Source organism: Stagnihabitans sp. (assembly GCF_964946895.1).
Genome location: NZ_CBBQHX010000056.1, coordinates 1 through 18,943, shown reverse-complemented (window position 1 = coordinate 18,943; position 18,943 = coordinate 1). Strand labels below are relative to the sequence as shown.

At 64.9% G+C, this 18,943-nt stretch carries 16 protein-coding genes and 1 pseudogene; 5 read left to right on the top strand and 12 right to left on the bottom strand.

Annotated elements, in window-relative coordinates:
• Positions 1-457: 457 nt before the first annotated feature.
• Complete coding sequence (locus AC1Y2B_RS21535; protein WP_482255187.1) at positions 458-1,666, bottom strand: NAD(P)/FAD-dependent oxidoreductase; 1,209 nt, start codon at positions 1,664-1,666, stop codon at positions 458-460.
• Between the two features lie 77 nt (positions 1,667-1,743).
• Here AC1Y2B_RS21535 and AC1Y2B_RS21530 point away from each other — a divergent pair, with 77 nt between their 5' ends.
• Positions 1,744-2,232, top strand: a complete 489-nt coding sequence (locus AC1Y2B_RS21530) for a redoxin family protein (protein WP_482255186.1) — start codon at positions 1,744-1,746, stop codon at positions 2,230-2,232.
• A 168-nt stretch (positions 2,233-2,400) separates the two neighbouring features.
• On the opposite strand, the pseudogene AC1Y2B_RS21525 reads toward AC1Y2B_RS21530, so the two are convergent.
• From AC1Y2B_RS21525 to AC1Y2B_RS21495, 7 genes and pseudogenes are all read right to left on the bottom strand, one after another.
• A pseudogene (locus AC1Y2B_RS21525) lies at positions 2,401-2,691 on the bottom strand (4a-hydroxytetrahydrobiopterin dehydratase); the annotation flags it as partial.
• Between the two features lies 1 nt (position 2,692).
• The gene (locus AC1Y2B_RS21520) at positions 2,693-3,295 is read right to left on the bottom strand and encodes a glutathione S-transferase family protein (protein WP_482255185.1); all 603 of its coding nucleotides are present in this window, start codon (positions 3,293-3,295) and stop codon (positions 2,693-2,695) included.
• A 1-nt stretch (position 3,296) separates the two neighbouring features.
• On the bottom strand, positions 3,297-4,457 hold the full coding sequence (locus AC1Y2B_RS21515; RefSeq protein WP_482255184.1) for a GNAT family N-acetyltransferase: 1,161 nt from the start codon (positions 4,455-4,457) through the stop codon (positions 3,297-3,299).
• Between the two features lie 44 nt (positions 4,458-4,501).
• Positions 4,502-5,287 carry a glycerophosphodiester phosphodiesterase family protein gene (locus AC1Y2B_RS21510; protein ID WP_482255183.1) on the bottom strand — a complete coding sequence of 262 codons (786 nt, stop codon included), beginning with the start codon at positions 5,285-5,287 and terminating at the stop codon, positions 4,502-4,504.
• Positions 5,287-5,751 (bottom strand): RidA family protein, encoded by a 465-nt coding sequence (locus AC1Y2B_RS21505; RefSeq protein ID WP_482255182.1) that lies wholly within the window; start codon positions 5,749-5,751, stop codon positions 5,287-5,289. Before AC1Y2B_RS21505 ends, AC1Y2B_RS21510 begins: the two co-directional genes overlap by 1 nt.
• A gap of 97 nt (positions 5,752-5,848) precedes the next feature.
• Positions 5,849-7,165: an HlyD family type I secretion periplasmic adaptor subunit gene (locus AC1Y2B_RS21500; RefSeq protein ID WP_482255188.1), complete on the bottom strand. Its 1,317-nt coding sequence runs from the start codon at positions 7,163-7,165 to the stop codon at positions 5,849-5,851.
• 224 nt (positions 7,166-7,389) lie between these two features.
• Positions 7,390-9,126, bottom strand: coding sequence for a type I secretion system permease/ATPase (locus tag AC1Y2B_RS21495; RefSeq protein ID WP_482255181.1), 1,737 nt, complete (start codon positions 9,124-9,126; stop codon positions 7,390-7,392).
• A 156-nt stretch (positions 9,127-9,282) separates the two neighbouring features.
• On the opposite strand from AC1Y2B_RS21495, the gene AC1Y2B_RS21490 reads away from it, so the two are divergent.
• Both AC1Y2B_RS21490 and AC1Y2B_RS21485 read left to right on the top strand, forming a co-directional pair.
• Positions 9,283-10,041: an MlaA family lipoprotein gene (locus AC1Y2B_RS21490; RefSeq protein ID WP_482255180.1), complete on the top strand. Its 759-nt coding sequence runs from the start codon at positions 9,283-9,285 to the stop codon at positions 10,039-10,041.
• Positions 10,025-10,675: an MlaC/ttg2D family ABC transporter substrate-binding protein gene (locus tag AC1Y2B_RS21485; protein ID WP_482255179.1), complete on the top strand. Its 651-nt coding sequence runs from the start codon at positions 10,025-10,027 to the stop codon at positions 10,673-10,675. The genes AC1Y2B_RS21490 and AC1Y2B_RS21485 overlap by 17 nt, the downstream gene beginning before the upstream one ends.
• 66 nt (positions 10,676-10,741) lie before the next feature.
• Here AC1Y2B_RS21485 and AC1Y2B_RS21480 read toward each other — a convergent pair whose 3' ends face one another.
• Positions 10,742-12,910 (bottom strand): transglycosylase domain-containing protein, encoded by a 2,169-nt coding sequence (locus AC1Y2B_RS21480; RefSeq protein WP_482255178.1) that lies wholly within the window; start codon positions 12,908-12,910, stop codon positions 10,742-10,744.
• Positions 12,911-13,236: 326 nt separating this feature from the next.
• Between AC1Y2B_RS21480 and AC1Y2B_RS21475 the strand changes: the two genes are divergently transcribed.
• Positions 13,237-13,575: a P-II family nitrogen regulator gene (locus AC1Y2B_RS21475; protein WP_482255177.1), complete on the top strand. Its 339-nt coding sequence runs from the start codon at positions 13,237-13,239 to the stop codon at positions 13,573-13,575.
• 26 nt (positions 13,576-13,601) lie between these two features.
• A complete protein-coding gene (locus AC1Y2B_RS21470; protein WP_482255176.1) occupies positions 13,602-15,017 on the top strand; it encodes an ammonium transporter in 1,416 nt (471 codons plus the stop codon).
• A gap of 129 nt (positions 15,018-15,146) precedes the next feature.
• Here AC1Y2B_RS21470 and AC1Y2B_RS21465 read toward each other — a convergent pair whose 3' ends face one another.
• From AC1Y2B_RS21465 to sseA, 3 genes are all read right to left on the bottom strand, one after another.
• Entirely contained in the window at positions 15,147-16,481 is a 1,335-nt protein-coding gene (locus AC1Y2B_RS21465) for an acetyl-CoA hydrolase/transferase family protein (protein WP_482255175.1), read from the bottom strand.
• 188 nt (positions 16,482-16,669) lie between these two features.
• Positions 16,670-17,848, bottom strand: a complete 1,179-nt coding sequence (locus AC1Y2B_RS21460) for an amino acid aminotransferase (RefSeq protein ID WP_482255174.1) — start codon at positions 17,846-17,848, stop codon at positions 16,670-16,672.
• 18 nt (positions 17,849-17,866) lie between these two features.
• Complete coding sequence (gene sseA / locus AC1Y2B_RS21455; protein WP_482255173.1) at positions 17,867-18,748, bottom strand: 3-mercaptopyruvate sulfurtransferase; 882 nt, start codon at positions 18,746-18,748, stop codon at positions 17,867-17,869.
• Positions 18,749-18,943: the final 195 nt, after the last annotated feature.

Below are 18,943 nucleotides of genomic sequence, written 5' to 3'. Positions count from 1 at the left end.
GACGCGGTGCGTGTTGGCAGCGGGCGCGTGTTCGGGCCGGGTGTGGCGTGAGCGCGCGGGGCGTGTCCGTGTCTGGCGGCGGCGGACGCTGGGGATGTGGTGCGTGTTGGCAGTGGGCGCGTGTGCGGGCCGGGTGTGGCGTGAGCGCGCGGGGCGTGTTCGTGTCTGGCGGTGAGCCTTGGGGCTGTCGTGCCATTTGGCCGCGGGCAGGGGGGCCTATGGTGGTGGTTGTCGGCGGGGGCCTGCGCCTTTGACGCCGGTTCATCTTTTCTGGCGCTTGGCCGCGGGATCTGCGGGTGCGTCGGCAGGGGGGGCGTCAGCGGACCTTCGCCCCTGCCGGAGGGCGTTTGGTCATCCGGCGATCTGACCTGCCCGCAGAGGGAGCCGCCCGAGACGGCCCTGCGGGTTGCCCGTGGGGGCGAGCGCAGCGGGCTTTGCCGGCGGGCGGCGGCGGTTGTCATGCCTTGAGCAAGGCCTTCATGTTGGTGGCGAGGTCGGCGATGACCTCTGGCGCGGGGGAGCGGCCGGATTCGATCAAGCGTTTGCCGACCATATAGGCGCGGCTGTCGTTCATGGCGTCCACCGCCAGAAGCTGGTCGCCCTTGTAGTACCAGAAGGAGACGGCCTCGCCCTCGGGCCCACGGGTCACGATCGTGTCGTAGCCGATGTTGAGACCGGCGATCTGCAGCTTGCAGTCGTATTGGTCGGACCAGAACCATGGGGCGGGGACGTAGTCGCGCCCGGCGCCGAGGATGTTTTCGGCCACGAGTTCCGCCTGGTCGATGGCATTGCCGACAGATTCGATGCGCATCTGCGCGCCGTGCAGCGGGAAGGAGGCGCAGTCACCGGCCGCCCAGACATGCGGGGCCGAGGTGCGGCCTTGGGTATCGGTGGCGATGCCGTTGTTCAGGGTGATGCCCGCCAGCTCGGCTTCGGCGGAATTGGGGGTGATGCCGACGCCGACGATGACGAAATCGGCGGGCAACTCGCGGCTGTCCTTGAGGCGGACGCCGATCACATGGCTGTCGCCGATGATGCGGTCGAGGCCGGTGGATTCCAGGATGGTGGCGCCGTGGTCCTGATGCAGGGTGCGGAAATAGGTGGAGGTTTCGGGGGCGGCGACCCGTTGCAGGATGCGGGGGGCCATCTCGATCACGGTGACCTCAAGCCCGAGTTTGCGGCCAACCGCTGCCGCCTCCAGCCCGATGTAGCCGCCACCGATGATGACCAGACGGCGACCCGCGACGAATTCAGGGCGCATGGCGTCAACGTCGGCGAGGGTGCGCACGGTGTAGACGCCCTGCAGCTCGCCGCCGATTGCGGCGGGCAGGCGGCGCGGCGTGGAGCCGGTGGTCAGGATCAGGTCGGTGTAGGGTATGGCCACGTCATCGGCGGTGACGGTCTGCGCCAGCGTGTCGATGGCGGTGACTTTGGTGCCGAGTTTCAGGGTGATGCGGGCCTCGGCATAGAAATCGGCGGAGCGGAGCCAGAGGCGTTCTTCCTCCATCTCGCCCAGGAGATAGGCTTTGGAGAGGGGCGGGCGCTGGTAGGGGGGGCTGGGTTCGGCGCCGATCAGGGTGATGTCACCGTCAAAGCCAAGGCTGCGCAGTTTGGCGGCGGCGGCGGCCCCGGCCTGACCCGCGCCCACGATCACGACATGTGCCATCATTCCCCCACTGGTCGATTGTCCGGGGCCAGCCTATATCCCGGTTTCAAGGAAACGCAACGCGCGAGGGTTCAAGAATGACGATTTCAGTGGGCGAGACAATTCCGGCGGGCAGCCTGATGCTGGCGGGCGAGGGCGGGAGCGCCGAAGTGGCCGTGGCCGAGCGGCTGGCTGGCAAATCGGTGGTGATCTTCGGTCTGCCGGGGGCTTACACCGGCGTCTGCTCGACCTCGCATGTGCCGTCGTTCATCCGGACCTTCGAGCAGTTCAAGGCCAAGGGCGTCGATGAGGTGATCTGCGTGTCGGTCAACGATATCTTCGTGATGAAGGCCTGGGGCGAGGCGACGGGGGCCACGAAGGCGGGCATCGTGATGGCGTCGGACCCGGATGCGTCCTTCACCAAGGCTTTGGGGCTGGATTTCGCGGCGGGCTTCGTGCGCGGCGCGCCGCGGTCCAAGCGCTATGCGCTGCAGGCGGTGGATGGCGTGGTCAAGGTGCTGCATCTGGAGGAAAGCCCGGGCGTTTGCGACATTTCGGGCGGTGAATCGCTGCTGGCAGCGATCTGAGGGCCGTTGGCTTGGCTGGCCGCCGGGGAGGTTTCACACCTCCCCGGACCCCTCCGTGGGATATTTGCAGAAGGCGAAGAGGGGCGGGGGCTATTGCGGCTTGCCCGCGTGGTCCTGGCAGAGGCAGGTGATGGGCTGGGAATGGTCACGCTGGATCGTGGCTTCGGGGGCCAGTTTGTCCATCTTTTCGGCCAGGGTCAGGTCGAGGGCGGACAGGCCGTGACAGTCGTGGGTGGACAGGGTCACATCCACCACGTTGTAGACGTTGGACCATTCGGGGTGGTGGTTCAGTTTCTCGGCGATCAGGGCGGCGCGGGACATGAAGCCCCAAGCCTCGATGAAGCTTTTGAATTTCCAGACCTTTCGGATGGCGTCGCGGTCGGGGACAGCGCCCCAGCCGGTGGCCCCGAGGGCGGGGAGGGCGGCTTCGCGTTCGGCTTGGGTGAGGAGCGTGGCCATGTCAGGTGCCTTTCATCAGGGCGTCATCGGCGGCGTTGGCGCGGGCGAGCGCGGGGCGGGTGGCGATGCGTGCCCAGTAGGCGCGCAGGGTGTCATTGGCGGGCAGCGTGCCCGAACTTAGGCCCCAGTTGATCTGGCTGCCCAGATATACATCAGCCGCCGAGAAGGTTTCCCCGCAGACAAAGGGGACGTGCGACAGATGGGCGGTCAGGGTGTCGACCACGCGGGCGAGGCTGCCGTAGCCGACGCGGCCCTGTTTGTCGGGCGCGGGGATCCAGCCCAGGGAGGTGTTGATCACGGCCTGTTCCAAGGGACCGGCGCCGAAGAACATCCAGCGGTAGAAGGTGGCCTTGTCGGCGGGCAGCAGGCCGGTTTGCGGAAACGCCTCGGCCAGGTAGGTGCAGATGGCAGCGACTTCGGTGAGGACCTTGCCGTCATGGACCACGGCGGGGACTTTGCCCATCGGGTTGATCGCCAGATAGGCGGGGGCTTTCATGGTGGTGCCATAGTCGAGGACCACGGTGTCATAGGGTTGACCCACTTCCTCCAGCATGAAGCGGGCGATGCGGCCACGGGACATCGGGTTGGTGTAGAGGGTCAGCATGTCAGTCCTTCTCGTCCTGGGAGCCCTTGCGGAACGGGCCATAGGCGGTGAGCACCTCGATCTCTTCATCCACGGCGCGGCGTTCGCGGCTAAGGTAATGCGCCACGGCCTTGCGGAAGGCGGGATCGGCGAGCCAGTGCAGCGAATGGACCGGGGTTGGCAGATAGCCGCGGGCAAGTTTGTGTTCGCCCTGGGCCCCCGCCTCGACCCGGTGCAGGCCGTGGGCGATGGCCCAGTCGATGGCCTGATAATAGCACAGTTCGAAGTGCAGGCAGGAGTGGGTTTCGATGCAACCCCAGTAGCGGCCATAAAGCGTATCACGGCCGATGAAGTTCAGCGCCCCGGCCACGGCGCGGGTACCGTCAAAGGCAAGGCACAGCAGGGCGTCGGCGCGCATCGTGTCATGGACTTCGTGGAAGAAGGCGCGGGTCAGGTAGGGCTGGCCCCATTTGCGGCTGCCGGTGTCTTGGTAGAAGGTCCACATCGCGTCCCAGTGTTCGGGCTGGATGTCATCGCCGGTGAGCAGGCGAATTGTCATGCCGTGACTTTGAGCGGTCTCGCGTTCCTTGCGGATCATCTTGCGCTTGCGCGAGGCGAGGTCGGACAAGAAGGCGTCAAAACTGGCGTAGCCGTTGTTTTCCCAGTGGAATTGCTGGGTGACGCGGTGCAGCGTGCCGTTGTGGCCTTGGAGCGTTTCGACCTCGTCCCCGGTGCAGAAGGTGATGTGGAGCGAGGACAGGCCGTTGTCCTTGGTGATGCCGATGGCGGTGTCGAGCAGCAGGGGGGCGAGGGCGGGGTCGCCCAGAAAGCGGCGTCCGGTGGCGGGGGTGAAGGGGACGGCGGATTGCAGCTTGGGGTAATACTGGCCGCCGGCGTTCTGCAGCGCCTCGGCCCAGCCGTGATCGAAGATGTATTCGCCCTGGCTGTTGGTCTTCACATAAAGCGGCATGGCGGCGGCGGGGGTGCCATCGCTGTACAGGACCAGCGGGCGCGATTGCCAGCCGGTGCCCTTCCCGGTGGAGCGGGAGCGGTCCAGTGCCGACAGGAACCTGTGGGTTGTGAAAGGGTCGACGGGCACGCCGCCCTCGGGGTTGGCGAGGCGGTCCCAGTCGCGGGCGCTGATCGCGGCCATTCCGTCCAGCAGGGCAATCTCGTAGGTCATCCGCCCCTCCGTTTCAGGTGATGATGGTGCGGTGGGGGCTGGCGTCAAGCGGGGAACGCGGCGGCATAGCCCTCGAAGGTGATGTTCTGGGCGATCTTGCGGGCCTCGGCCTCGGCCTCGGGCGAGCGGATCGTCCAACACAGGATCGTCGCCCCTTGCGCGTGCAGGTCGGCCACCCGGGGGCGGGCGAGGTCCGACGCTTCGTGGCTGATGAAGCTGGACAGGGTGCGGTCGTAATCGGGGATTTCGCGCAAGCGGTCGCGGGTGGCTTGCGGCAAGGGGGCCCAATCCTCGCCATAGGCGGAGGTGGTCAGGCCGCGGGGCAGGTGGCCAGCGATGCGCGACATCTGGCGGATCGAATGCGGGTTGAAGGACATCAGCGCCACCGGGCCGGAATAGTCTTCCAGCGCGTGGGCGGTGGCGCGTTCAAGGCGTCCGTCGGTGTCGGACATGGTCAGGGTCTGGTCCTTCAACTCCACCAGCAGGGGGACCGCGCCGCCGATCAGCGACAGGACCTGGGCGAAGGTGGGGATGGTGTCGTCGGAGTCGGTCAGCTTGATGCGGGCCAGTTCGGCGGCGGTGCGGGCGTTCAGCGGACCCGCCTCGGCGGTGAGGCGGTCCAGGTCTTCGTCGTGGAAGACCATGGGGATGCCGTCGGCGGAGAGTTGCAGGTCAATCTCGATCCCGTAGCCGGCGGCGCGGGCGGCGCGGATGGCGGAGGCGGAGTTTTCAATGCGGCGGCGCGCACGGTCGTGCAGGGCGCGGTGGGCGATGGGCGCGCGCAGGAAGACCTGCGGCAGCGGTACCGAATGGATCAGGGGCGGCGGCATCAGCGCACTTCGAAGATGGCTTCGATTTCGACCGCGACGCCCAGGGGCAGGGCTGCGGCGGAAACGGCGGAGCGGGCGTGGCGGCCGGCGTCCCCCATCGCGGCGACGAGAAAATCGGAGGCGCCGTTGATCACCTTGGGCTGGTCGGCGAAATCCGCCGTCGAGTTCACGAAACCCACCAGTTTGACGGCACGCAGGGCACGGTCAAGGTCACCGCCACAGGCGGCTTTCAACTGGGCAAGCAGGGCTATGGCGCAGGTCTTGGCGGCCTCGGCCCCTTGGGCGACGGTGAGGTCAGCGCCGAGCTTGCCGGTGATCAGGCCCCCCGCGGCGTCACGGCTGATCTGGCCCGAGATATAGACCTGCGATCCGACCTGCACGAAGGGCACGTAATTGGCGGCTGGGGCGGGGGCTGTGGGGAGGGTGACGCCGAGGGCGGCCAGACGGGTTTCGATAGCGGACATGATTCCTCCCACGGGGTGTTCCAGACGAACTGGCCTGCAGGCTAGCTGCAGGCCATGTCAGGGTAAAGCCGGCTTCTGGATCAGTCTGAAACCGGTTTCAGTTCTCGCGCATGGCCATCTTGGCATAGTCCATGAAGGGCTTGAGCAGATAGGCCATCGGGGTGCGGTCCCCGGTGCCGATATAGGCCTGAACCGGCATGCCGGGCACCAGTTTGTCATCCTTCAGCTTGGCGATTTCGCCGGCGTCCAAGGTGATTTCGGCCCGGTAGTAGCTTTGGTGAGTGGCCTGATCGCTGATGGCGTCGGCAGAGATCGTGGTCAGCTTGCCATTCAGCTGCGGCGTGGTGCGGGCCGAGAAGGACGAAAAGCTGACGCGGACCTCTTGGCCGACATGCACCTCGTCGACATGGATCGGCGGGATCTGCGCCACGATGATCAGGGGGCGGTCCTGCGGGATGATGTAAAGGATCGGGTCGGCGGGACGGATCACCGATTGCGGCGTGGTGACGGTCAGGCCCAGGACAATGCCCGAGACGGGGGCGCGGATGTCAAGACGGCTGACCTGTTCGGCCAGCGCGCGGCGGCGTTCGGCCAGTTCCACGGTCTTGTCGCCCATGTCGCGCAGTTGGGTGTTGGCATCTTCGCGCCGGGCCGATTGCATTTGCAGGATCTGCAACTGGGTCTCGGTGGCCTTGCCCTCGGCCTGGGCCAGATTGGACTGCAACTCTCCCTTGTTGCCGGCCAGTCGCGCCACTTCGCGCTTGAGGTCCATGATGCGGGAGGATTGTGTCAGGCCCTTGTCGAGCAGGGCTTGCTGACCGTCGATTTCGGGCTGCAGAAGGGCGATCTGGTCATCAATGGCGGACATCTGGGCCTTGATGCCGGCATCCTGCGAGGTGATCTGGTCCAGCCGTTTGTTCAGCTGGTCGACCTGGGCGTTTTCGGTTTGCAGGCGGGCCGCGAACAGCCGCCTTTGCCCTTCGATCTGGTCGGCGACATCGGGGCGGGTGGCGGCGATGTCGGTCAGGTCTTTGGGGAAGGTGACGGTGGTCAGATCATCGCGCTCGGCCTCCAGCCGGGCCTTGCGGGCCATGCCGTCGTAAAGCTGGCCTTCGACAATGGCGAGGTCGGCCTTGATCTGGGTGCCGTCCAGCCGGATCAGCAGGTCACCGGCCTTGACGGTCTGCGCTTCGGCCACGTCGATTTCGGCGACAAGGCCGCCATCGGGGTGCTGGACGACCTGACGGTTCTGTTCGACCTGAATGACGCCCGAGGCGATGACCGCGCCGGAGATGGTGGTGAACATGCCCCAGCCGACGAAGAAGGCGATGATGGCGGCAATGGTCAGTGAACCGGTCCAGATCGCGCGGCTGGAAGACCAGGTCTTGGGGTTGGGCGGCGGCGACTGGTGCATCTTGGGCGGGCGCACCTCGGTCGAGAGGGCGGTGCCGCGCGCCGCGGCGACAGAGGTCGGTGCGGGCTGGGCCAGGGCGGTGGCGGCCGGGGTTGCCGGAACCTCGGCCGGTTTGGCCTCGGCAGGTGATGCCGCGGGTTCGGCCCCGGTTGGGGGCGCTGCGGGCGGAACCGGGACTGGGGCTGCGGCCGGTGCCTGATCGGGGGCGGCTTTGTTTTCGTCGCTCAAGACACACCTCCGGGCGTTGGGGATTTCGCAATTTCGGCGTGGTTCTTGACCATTTCCTTCAAGACCTGATCGCGGGGACCAAAGGCGCGGCGGGTGCCGTCTTCCAGCACCAGAAGAAGATCGCATTCCTGAATGGCGGCGGGACGGTGTGCCATGATCAGCACGGCGCGCCCTGAGTCTTTCATCACGCGGATGGCTTGATTGAGCGCCATGGAGCCTTCGTTGTCGAGGTTTGAGTTGGGTTCGTCCAAGACCAGCAGCACCGGGTCGCCATAAAGCGCCCGTGCCAGACCGATGCGCTGGATCTGCCCCCCCGACAAACGGCCGCCGAGGGCTTGAACGCGGGTGTCATAGCCGTCGGGCAGCTTGGTGATCATGTCATGGGCGGCGGCCTTGCGGGCGGCCTCGACCACGGCCTGACCGTCGGGGTTCTGCTGCAGGCGGGCGATGTTTTCGGCAATCGTGCCGTCAAAAAGGGTGATCCGCTGCGGCAGATAGCCGATGTAGCTGCCAAGGCGGTCCGGGTCGTACTGATCCAGCGCCGCGCCATCCAGACGGACCTTGCCGCCGGCGGGCTTCCAAGCGCCAATCAAGGCGCGGGCGAGGGTGGATTTGCCGGCCCCTGACGGGCCAATGATGCCAAGCGCCTGACCCGGCTCCATCCGGAAGTTGATCATCCGCAGCACGGCCTGGCTTTCGCCGGGCGGCACCACGGTGAGGTTCTGCGCCTCCAATATGGCGCGGGGGCGGGGCAGTTCGGTGTGCGGCGGCTCTGCCGGGACTTTGGAGAGCAGTTCGGACAGGCGCGCCCGACCTTCCTGCGCCCGCGTGACCAGGGCCCATTGGCCGATGGCCATTTCGATCGGTTGCAGGGCGCGGCCCAGAAGGATCGAGCCGGTGATCATGGCGCCCGAGCCCATTTCGTTGTTCAGCACCAGATAGGCCCCGGCGCCCAGCATGGCCGATTGCAGGAACTGGCGGAATATCTTGGAGACGGTGCCGAAAGCCCCGCCAAGGTCCGAGGCCGAAATGCTTTGTTCCAGCGCGAAGCGGCGGGCAACCTGCCAGCGGTCGAAGGCGGCGGAGGTCATGCCAAGCGCCTGCACCACCTCGGCCTCTTGCTTGATGCCGTCGGAGAGTTGTTCGCCCCGCATGGTGGCCGCGTTGGCCTTTTGCAGGGGGCCCTTGGTCATGGTCTGGTTGAGCACGGTGATCACGACAAGGATCACCCCGCCCGCCACCGACATCCAGCCCAGAAGCGGGTTGAAGATGAAGATCGCCGCGAAGAACATCGGCGCCCAGGGAATGTCGAAGATGGCGATCAAGACCGGCGAAGCCCAAAGCCGCTGCACCGATTCCAGATCGCGCTGTGCGGCCAGCGCCAGCGGGTCACCGGGGTTCTGCCCCATCCGCTTCATGGCGGCGGCGAAGACCCGGCGGTCCAGCCGTTCCTGCATGCGGGCGCCGATCCGGGCCATGATGCGGCCGCGCGAATAGTCCAGCACCCCCATCGCCAGATACAGCACCGTCATCAGCGCCGACAGAACCCAAAGCGTCGGCTCTGACCGGCTGCCCAGCACGCGGTCATAGACCTGCAGCATGTAGAGCGGCCCGGTGAGCATCAGAAGGTTGACGAAAACCGAAAAGAAGAACGCGGCGAACAACAGGCCGCGCATGTCACGCCGGGAGGCGTCAAGCTCGTCCCGACCTCGTTTGAATTCACTTTGTGCCAATCTATGGCTCCTGTGCCTTTTTTAAGCTTCGGCGGGAAATTTCTTGAGCGGACCCGTCCGTTTGCTTGCCCGTTGTCTTGCCTCGCGGGTCAGCATATGGCTTGACGCTGCAAAGTTAAAGCCACGGCCCGCGCGTTGGATAGGTCCAATACCCTGATGATGTTCCAAAGTATAACCCTGTTTTCCTTTAGATTGCCCCGGATCGTGGTTTTTGGCGCGATTCTGGGGCTTTCGGCCTGCGGTCCGGGCCCGGCACCGCAGGGAATCAGTGATCCGTTCGAGAAAGAGAACCGCTCGACCCACCAGATGAACCTGGCACTTGACAAGAATGTGATCCGCCCAATCGCGCTGAGTGCCAACAAGATCGTCCCAAAGCCGGTGGTGCAGGGGATTTCCAACTTTGCCGGCAACCTTGACCTGCCCGGAGAGGTGGTCAACGACGTGCTGCAACTGCGGCTGGGCAAGGCCGTGCACAACACGCTGCGCTTTGCCATCAACACCACGATCGGGGTTGGCGGGCTGTTTGACCCGGCCACCCCGATGGGCGCGCCGGAAAAGCCGACCGACTTTGGCGAGACGCTGGCCGTCTGGGGCGTGGGCGAGGGCGAGTATCTGGAACTGCCGTTGCTTGGCCCCTCGACCCGGCGTGATGCCTTGGGCAAGGCGGTCGACATCGGGCTGGATCCGGTGCGGCTGTTCCTCCCCAAGAACAAGGTCTGGATCGACACATTTGCGCAGCTTGCTGCAAAGATTGGTGATCGCGGGCGCTATTCCGAAACCTATGATTCCATCCTATATGACAGTGCAGACAGCTATGCGCAGGCGCGGTTGCTGTATCTGGAAAACCGTCGGCACGCCTTGGGCCAGACCACGACCGACGCCGAGTTTGAGGACCCCTATGCGCAGCAGAACTAAGTTGGAACTTGAGGGCACCGGCCTGAAAACGGCCTCGCAGCACCTGACGCGACGGGCCTTTGGCGCCGGTCTGGTGGCTGGTACCGGCTTTCTGGCCTTTGCGCTGCCGGTGCGGGCGCTGACTGTCGAACAGGCGCGCGATCTGATCAACAAGGCGATTGGCGAAGTGAACACCACGATCAACTCGGGCAAATCCGAGGATCAGATGTTCGCCGATTTCGAGCGGATCTTTGCCACCTATGCTGACGTGGCCACGATTGCCCGTTCGGCACTTGGCCCGGCCTCCAAGACGGCGAGCCCGGCGCAGATGGCGACCTTCACCAAGGCCTATCAGGGCTACATCAGCCGCAAATATGGCCGCCGCTTCCGCGAGTTCATTGGCGGCAAGATCGAAGTGACCGACGCCAAGCCCTACAAGAGCTATTACGAGGTGGTGTCCACCGCCACGCTGCAAGGCGAAGCGCCGTTCGATCTGCGCTGGTGGGTGGGCGACAAGTCCGGGCGGCAGTTGTTCTTCAACATCATCATCGAAGGCGTCAACATGCTGGCGTCTGAGCGGACCGAGGTCGGGGCCATTCTGGATCAGAACGGTGGTGACATCGACAAGCTGATCGCGGCGCTGAACGCGGTCTGACCGGTTGGGATACAGCAAAAGGCCGGGGCATGTCCCCGGCCTTTTGCATTTGCGATTGCCGTCAGGTCAGTTGCCCTTGCCCAGCATGTTCTCGATGATCGAGGTGATCGGGTCCTTGGCGGGCGGGTTCGCGCTGTCGGGGGCCGGGGGGGTGGTGGCGGGCGGCGCCTTGGGCGTCGGCACGATCACCGGCAGATCGGTGACGGGCAGGCCGTCTTCGACGCGGGTCATCACCTCGTGCCAGATTTCGGCGGGCAGGCCGCCCCCGGTCACACCTTTGAGCGGTGTGTTGTCATCATACCCCATCCAGACGCCGGTGACGTAATCGGCGGTGAAGCCGATAAACCACGCATCGCGCGCTTCCGAGGTGGTGCCGGTCTTGCCGGCCACCGGGCGGTCCCCCAGTTGGGCGCGCCCGCCGGTGCCGTGCTGCACGACCTGCGTCATCATCCAGGTCAGTTCCTTGGCCGCGGTGTCAGAGATCACCCGCTCACCAATGCCGCCGCCTTGGCCGATCAGCGGGTCCGTCTCGCCTTTCAGGCTGAGTTCGCGCAGGCCGTAGGGGGTGACGGCCGAACCGCCATTCAGGATGCCGGCGTAGGCGCCGGTCATCTCCAGCAGCGTGGCCTCGGATGCGCCGAGGGCGAGGGCAGGGCCTTGGGCAAGGTCAGTGGTGATGCCGAAGCCTTGCGCCACGGTGCGCACCGCGCTGCGCCCGACGGCTTCCGAGATCTTGACGGCCGGAACGTTGCGGCTTTCCTGCATCGCCTGGGTCAGGGTGATGACACCTTTGAACTGGTGGTCGTAGTTGTCCGGTGTCCAGGGGCCGGAGCCTTTGATGTTGATGGTCAGGGGGCTGTCATCGACATAGTCCATCGGGCTCCACCCCAGATCGAGGGCAGCGGCGTAGACGAAGGGTTTGAAGCTGGACCCGGTCTGGCGCAGCGCCTGGGTGGCGCGGTTGAACGCCCCGGCCTGCGGCAAGGCCCGTCCGCCGATCATGGCGCGGACGGCGCCATCCGCACTCATCACCACGACGGCGGCTTGCGCGTTGGAGCCGTCTTTCAGCTTGGAAGAGAAGACGGCCGTGAGCGCATCCTCGGCAGCTTTTTGCAGACGCGGGTCGAGGGTGGTCTTGATGATCACGTCTTCGGTCGTGTCGGCACCCAGATAGGCGGGCGTGCCTTCCATCACCCAGTCAGCAAAGGCGCCGCCGGCATTCTGGGCGGCGGCCCCGGACAGAACGGCAGGATGGGCAAGGGCGTCATCGGCCTCGGCCTTGGTCAGGTAGCCTTGATCCTGCATCAGCCCGATGATCACGGCGGCACGGTCCTGTGCGCGTTGCAGGTTGTTGGTGGGCGCGTATTTCGACGGTGCCTTGAGAAGGCCCGCCAGCATCGCCGCCTCGGCCGGGGTCAGGTTGGCGGAGGACTTGCCGAAATAGCGCTGCGCTGCGGCCTCAAAACCCCTTGTGCCCGCCCCCAGATAGGCGCGGTTGAAGTAGATCGTCAGGATTTCGTCCTTGGTGTACTTGAACTCCATCGCGATGGCGTAGGGGACTTCCTTGATCTTGCGCTTCAGCCCGCCCGAGCGGCAGTCATCTTCATAATCGCTTTCGGTCTTCCACTGCTTGGGGTCATAGGCCACGCCAAGGCACAAAAGCTTGGCGGTCTGCTGGGTGATGGTGGAGCCGCCGTTGCCCTCAAACGGGCCGCGACCGGCGCGCAGGTTGATGGCCACCGCCGAGATGATGCCGCGCGGGCTGACGCCGAAGTGCTGGTAGAAGCGCTTGTCCTCGGTCGCGATGATGGCGTGCAAGAGGTTGGGCGAGACGGTTTGCGGCGTGACCTGACCGCCGAACGTCTCTCCTCGCCAGGCGAAGACCTGGTTGTTGGCGTCCAGCATGGTGACCGACCCGCGCGCGCGTCCGTCGATCAGGGCCGAGACGGGGGGAAGTTGCACGTAGAAATACAGCACTGCGCAGGCAAGGATCATGGTGCCCACGGCGACGACGCGCCACAGGATACCCCAGAAGATGCGCCAGATGAACAAAACGAAGCGGGTGATCAGGCCATGCCGCCGCCGGGTCGGTTTGCGCGGGGCCGGTTTTGGCGGCGGTGTCCGCGGCGGCGGCTTGCCGCCCGACGACCGCCCGCCCCCGTAAGCACCGGCGCCCGAAGACCCTGCGTAGCGCTTGTCGGCCACCAGCGTCCGTCCCTTGCCTGTCGATGCCATCTGAAACCCTCGCCTGCCCAACGCGTTCAGCGCCTGCCCGTTCCGGGCTTGTTGAGCGTCAGAGTAACCCGCCTTGAACGAAATGTGGAGCCACGGCTTTCCCCGATTCGTGCTGCATTCAGCCTAAATTATGGGCGAAAATTATAATTCGACTACATTTTGTGCGAAAAACTCGGATCTGCGCGCCCTTGAAGGGGGCAAGCACCATGCTGCACTCGCGAAGACCGCAGTTCCGGTTCAACTAAAGTGCGGGACCTGCTGCGACGGGTCGAAGACGTAAAGCGACACTGAAGCGGGGCTGGCTGCTTCAAGGAAAGGGGTGGAACGTGAAACTCATCGTAGCGGCAATCAAGCCGTTCAAGCTTGAGGAAGTGCGCGAGGCGCTGACGGCGATCGGCGTGCGCGGGATGATGGTCACCGAGATCAAAGGCTTTGGTCTGCAGTCTGGCCACACCGAGATCTATCGCGGTGCGGAATATGCCGTGAACTTTGTGCCGAAGATGCGGCTGGAAATTGTCGTGTCGGACAGCCTGGCGGATCAGGTGGTCGACACGATCACCAAGACCGCCCGCACCGGCAAAATCGGTGACGGCAAGATTTTCGTGCTCGACGTGAGCCAGGCCGTGCGGGTGCGCACCGGCGAAACCAATGATGATGCATTGTAAGCGTCTGGGGTAGGGGAAGAACGAATATGAAGAACGTGACGAAATATGCAGGGTTGGCGGCGGGTTCCGCCGCTGCCCTGGCCTCGTTGCCCGCCTGGGCGCAGGCGGCCCTGATCAAGGCGCCCGACGCTGCGGCGCAGGCTGGCATGGTCAACAAGGGCGACACGACCTGGATGCTGGTCAGCTCGGCCCTGGTGCTGATGATGTCGATCCCGGCGCTTGGCCTGTTCTACGGCGGTCTGGTGCGGTCCAAGAACATGCTCAGCGTGCTGATGCAGGTCTTCATGATCGTGTCGATGGTTGCGATCATCTGGTGTGTCTATGGCTACTCGCTGGCCTTCACGGGCGGTTCGCCCTATGTCGGCGGCCTGTCAAAGGCCTTCCTGGCCGGGGTGTCGGCTTCGACCTTCTCAGCCACCTTCTCCAACAACGTGTACATTCCGGAATATGCCTACGTCATCTTCCAGATGACCTTTGCCTGCATCACCCCGGCCCTGATCGTCGGCGCCTTTGCCGAACGGATCAAGTTCTGGCCGCTGATGCTGTTCTGCGGCCTGTGGGTCACCATCGTCTATTTCCCGGTGGCGCACATGGTCTGGTATTGGGCCGGCCCGGACTTCCTGGTCAACAACACCTCTGACGCTGGTCTGGTGTGGAACTGGGGTGCTTTGGACTTCGCTGGCGGTACGGTTGTGCACATCAACGCCGGTATTGCGGGCCTGATGGGCTGCCTTGTGATCGGCAAGCGCACCGGCTACGGCAAAGAGAACATGTCGCCGCACTCGCTGACGATGACCATGATTGGCGCTTCGATGCTGTGGGTTGGCTGGTTCGGCTTCAACGCCGGGTCCAACCTGGAAGCCAACGGTCTGGCTGCCTTGGCCTTCATCAACACCTTCGTCGCCACCGCCGCCGCTGCCCTGTCGTGGAGCATCGTCGAGCAACTGCGCCATGGCCGCCCATCGCTGCTGGGTGCCGTTTCGGGGGCCGTTGCCGGTCTGGTCGCCGTGACGCCGGCTTCGGGCTATGCGGGTCCGATGGGGTCGATCGTGCTGGGTCTGCTGGTCTCGCCGCTGTGCTACACCTTCGTGTCGGTCGTGAAGTCGAAGTTCAACTATGACGACAGCCTGGACGTCTTCGGTGTGCACTGCATCGGCGGGATCTTCGGTGCGCTGGCGACCGGTGTTCTGGCCGCCCCGAGCCTTGGTGGTCAGGGTTGGGTCGACTACACGGTCTTCCCGGCTGTGCCTGGCGCATGGGACATGGGGACGCAAGTCTATGCCCAGCTGAAGGCGGTTCTGGTGACGCTGGTCTGGTCGGGTGGTGTGTCGGTCGTGCTGTTCTTTGTCATCGACAAGATCTTCGGGCTGCGCCCGTCGGTGGAAGACGAACGTCAGGGTCTGGACCAGACCTCGCATGGCGAAAACGCCTACAACATGTGATCTGCGGACAGTCCGGGGCGATCCTCCTCCCCGCCCCGGCAATCTGCAAACGGCCCGTGCATCGCTGCATCGGGCCGTTTTTTTTGCGCGGCGTGGGCAGGGGCGTGCCGCCGACCCGACCAGATCGGATCAGAAGAAGCCGTGCGGGATCAGCTTGTGGTGGTGGGCGTCGCGCTCCAGCTCTTCCTGAAAATCGGGATGGGCGATCGAGATCAGCAGCTTGGCGCGTTCGGCCACGGTGCGGCCCTTGAGGTTCACGATGCCGTATTCTGTCACCACATACATCATGTCGGTGCGCGGGGTGGTGACGATGTTGCCCCGGGTCAGCGACGTGACGATGCGGCTGCGACGCTCGCCCCGCTTGTCATAGGTCGAGGCGAGGCAGATGAAGCTTTTCCCCCCGCGCGAGGCATAGGCGCCGCGCACGAACTGCAACTGGCCGCCGGTGCCCGAGATGTGGCGGAAGCCGTCGGATTCCGAAGCCGCCTGACCCTGCAGGTCGATCTGGGTGGTGTTGTTGATGGCGGCCACATTGTCATTCTTCATGATGTTGTGTGGCAGGTTGGTGTGATCGACCGGGTGGAATTCGACCTCCGGATTGTGATCCAGAAAATCGTAGAGGTATTTCGAGCCCATCGCAAAGGTGCAGGCAATCTTGCCGGTGTCGATCTGTTTGCGGCTGCCGTTGATGCGACCGGCGCGATACAGGTCAACAATGCCGTCCGTCATCATCTCGGTATGGATGCCAAGGTCCTTGATGCTGCTTTCGGCCAGAAGCGAGCACACCGCGTTCGGCATGCCGCCGATGCCGATTTGCAGGCAGGCGCCGTCGTCAATCTCGGAGGCGATGTGGCGCGCGACCGCGCGGTCCACGTCCGAGACCGGGGCCTTGGGCAGTTCTGGCATCGCCTGCCCGTCGCCGGGGATGATGAAATCCACCTCGGAGACATGAACGCCGGTGGCCACCCCCATGACATAGGGCATGGCAGCGCATTCCTCGACAATCACCACCTTGGCGCGTTCCACCAGTGCGCGCAGCCACAGATTGGCGGGGCCAAAGTTGAAATAGCCGTTTTGGTCCATCGGGGCAGTCTTGATGATGGCGATGTCGACCGGGTCGATGAAGCGGCGGTAGTAGTCCGGAATCTCTCCCAGATTGACCGGTAGATAGTGGGAAATTCCGTCGTCGTGCTTCTTGCGGTCATAGCCGCCGAAATGGGTGGAGAACCAATGGACGTGCTTGCCATGCGGATCCGCCTCCAGCACGGCGCGGACGCGGGGGGCAATGCAGGAGCGGATCTTGATGCCTGACAGGTGGCCGGTGCTGAGCGGCCCGATGCGCTTGGCCAAGGCGGTGTCGAAGGCGTCAGGCTGACCGAGGACAGCGCCATAGTCGAGCCACATACCCGGCTGCACCAGCGCTGCTGCCGCGTCCGCTGAAATCCGTTTGGCCTGTCGCGTCATCCCGAACCCTCCCCTGGGTGCCACCGCTGTCCCGCGTTTCGCCGGGGCAGTCAATCATGCAGGGCACGGCAAGAGTAGCGTGAAAACGACGCAGGACCGCAGGATTTGACGCGGATCAGTGCGGCACCAGCGCCGGGGGACTTCGCGTCCCCCGGGCCCCCTGCGGGATATTTGCGCCTGGATGAACCTTAGCCGCCGACGGCGGCAATCGCCTGCGCCAGGATCGGCACGGTGCGGGTGTTCAGGCCGGCGATGTTGATGCGGCTGTCGCCCACCATGTAGATGCCGTGCTGTTCGCGCAGGTCGATGACCTGCGCTTCGGACAGGCCGATGCGCGAGAACATGCCGCGGTGATGGGCCACGAAATCGTAGCGGTCGGAATTGGTGGCGCGGCGCAGCTCCTCGGCCAGCGCGGTGCGCAGGGTCAGCATGTTCAGACGCACCTCCTCCAGCTCTGCTTTCCAGTCGGCGGACAGGGCCGTGTCCTCCAGGATCATCGTCACCAGCCGCGCGCCGTGATCGGGCGGGAACGAGAAGTTCTGACGGTTCAGGTAGGCGAGGTTGCCTTGCACCACGGCCTTGCGGGACGGTTCGGTCAAGGCGATCAGGATGCCGGTGCGTTCGCGGTAGATGCCGAAGTTCTTCGAACAGGAGGCGGCGATCAGCACCTCGGGGAAGCGCGATGCAATGGCGCGGGTTGCGGCGGCATCCTCCTCCAGCCCGTCGCCGAAGCCCTGATAGGCGAGGTCGATGAAGGGCACGGCGCCCTTGGCCGTCAGGATGTCGGCCACTTCGGCCCATTGGGCGGCGGTCAGGTTGGCGCCCGTCGGGTTGTGGCAGCAGCCGTGCAGCAGGACCACATCGCCCTTGGCAACCTGCGCCAGATCCGCCTTGAGCCCGTCAAAGTCGATGCCGCGGCTGGCGGCGTCGAAATAGCGGTATTCGGCCATCTTCATGCCAAGGTATTTGATGATCGACGGGTGGTTTGGCCATGTCGGGTTCGACAGCCAGACTGTGGCGTCGGGCGTGGCCAGCCTGATCAGTTCCAGCGCCTGCCGCAGGGCGCCGGTGCCGCCCGGCGTGGCGACCGAGGCGGCGCGGTCAGCGTAGCCTTGCCCCAGGATCAGTGTCACCATGGCGGCATTGTAGGCGGGTTCGCCGGCAAGGCCGGTGTAGGTCTTGGTGGTCTCTGTCTCCCACAGCTTCTTTTCGGCGGCTTTCACGGCCCGCATCACCGGGGTCAGGCCCGTCGCATCCTTGTAGACGCCGACGCCGAGGTCGATCTTGGTCGCGCGGGTATCCTCGCGGAACATGGCGATCAGTTGCAGGATCTTGTCCTGCGGCTGCGGGTTCAGGGTTTCCAGCATTTCCACTCCTATCCCCGTTCAGCGTGCGGGGCCTTTTTCGACGGCGAGGTCTTCGTACATGCCCCATTCGGACCAGGATCCGTCATAAAGCGCGTGATTTTTGTGGCCGATCCGTTCCAGCGCAAGGCTGAGGATCGCGGCGGTGACACCGGAACCGCAGGTGGTGATGATTGGTTTGGCCAGATCAACACCTGCGGCTTGAAAGACGGCGGTCAGGTCGGCGGCCGATTTCATCGTGCCATCGCCGTTCAGCGTGGCCGTGTAGGGCACATTGCGCGCCCCGGGAATGTGGCCCGTGCGCAGGCCGGGGCGTGGTTCGGGCGCGTCACCGGCGAACCGCGCGGCCGAGCGGGCGTCCACGATCACCGCCTCGCCCAACTTGGCGGAATGGGCGACTTGCGTGACGTCCTTGACCAGATGGTTCTGGCGGGAGGTGGTCATGTGGCGATCCTTGACGACCGGCGGCATATCCTCGATCTCGCGGCCCTCGGCTTGCCATTTGGGCAGGCCGCCGTCCAGAACGGCCACATCGACCTTGCCCATCAGGCGGAAGGTCCACCAGACGCGGGCGGCGGAAAACAGGCCTGAGCCGTCATAGATCACCACCTGATGGCCATCGCCCACACCCATGGCCCGCATCCGCGAGATGAACTTCTCTGCCGGGGGCGCCATGTGGGGCAGGGTCGAGCGGCTGTCGGTGATTTCATCGATGTCAAAGAACCGGGCGCCGGGAATATGGGCTGCGGCATACTCTGCCTTGGCATCACGGCCCGCGCCCGGCAGATACCACGACGCATCCAGAATCCGCAGATCCGGGTCCTTCAGATGGGCGGCAAGCCAATCGGTTGACACCAGGGTTCTGGGGTCGTCTGCAGCCGGGGAGAGGGCGGGCGAGGTCATCAAACGCTCCTGCGTCGGGAACGGTTTTCACCTAAACCCCAGCGCCGCGCGAGGCAAGTTCGATATGTGACCCGGCCCCACGCGATGTCAGGCAGCGTTCCAGATTTGTCGCTTGTCGCGGACACGGAACTGACCGACGGCATCGGCCACACGTTCGGCCTCTTCCTCCATGCTGTGGGCGGCGGCGTTGCTTTC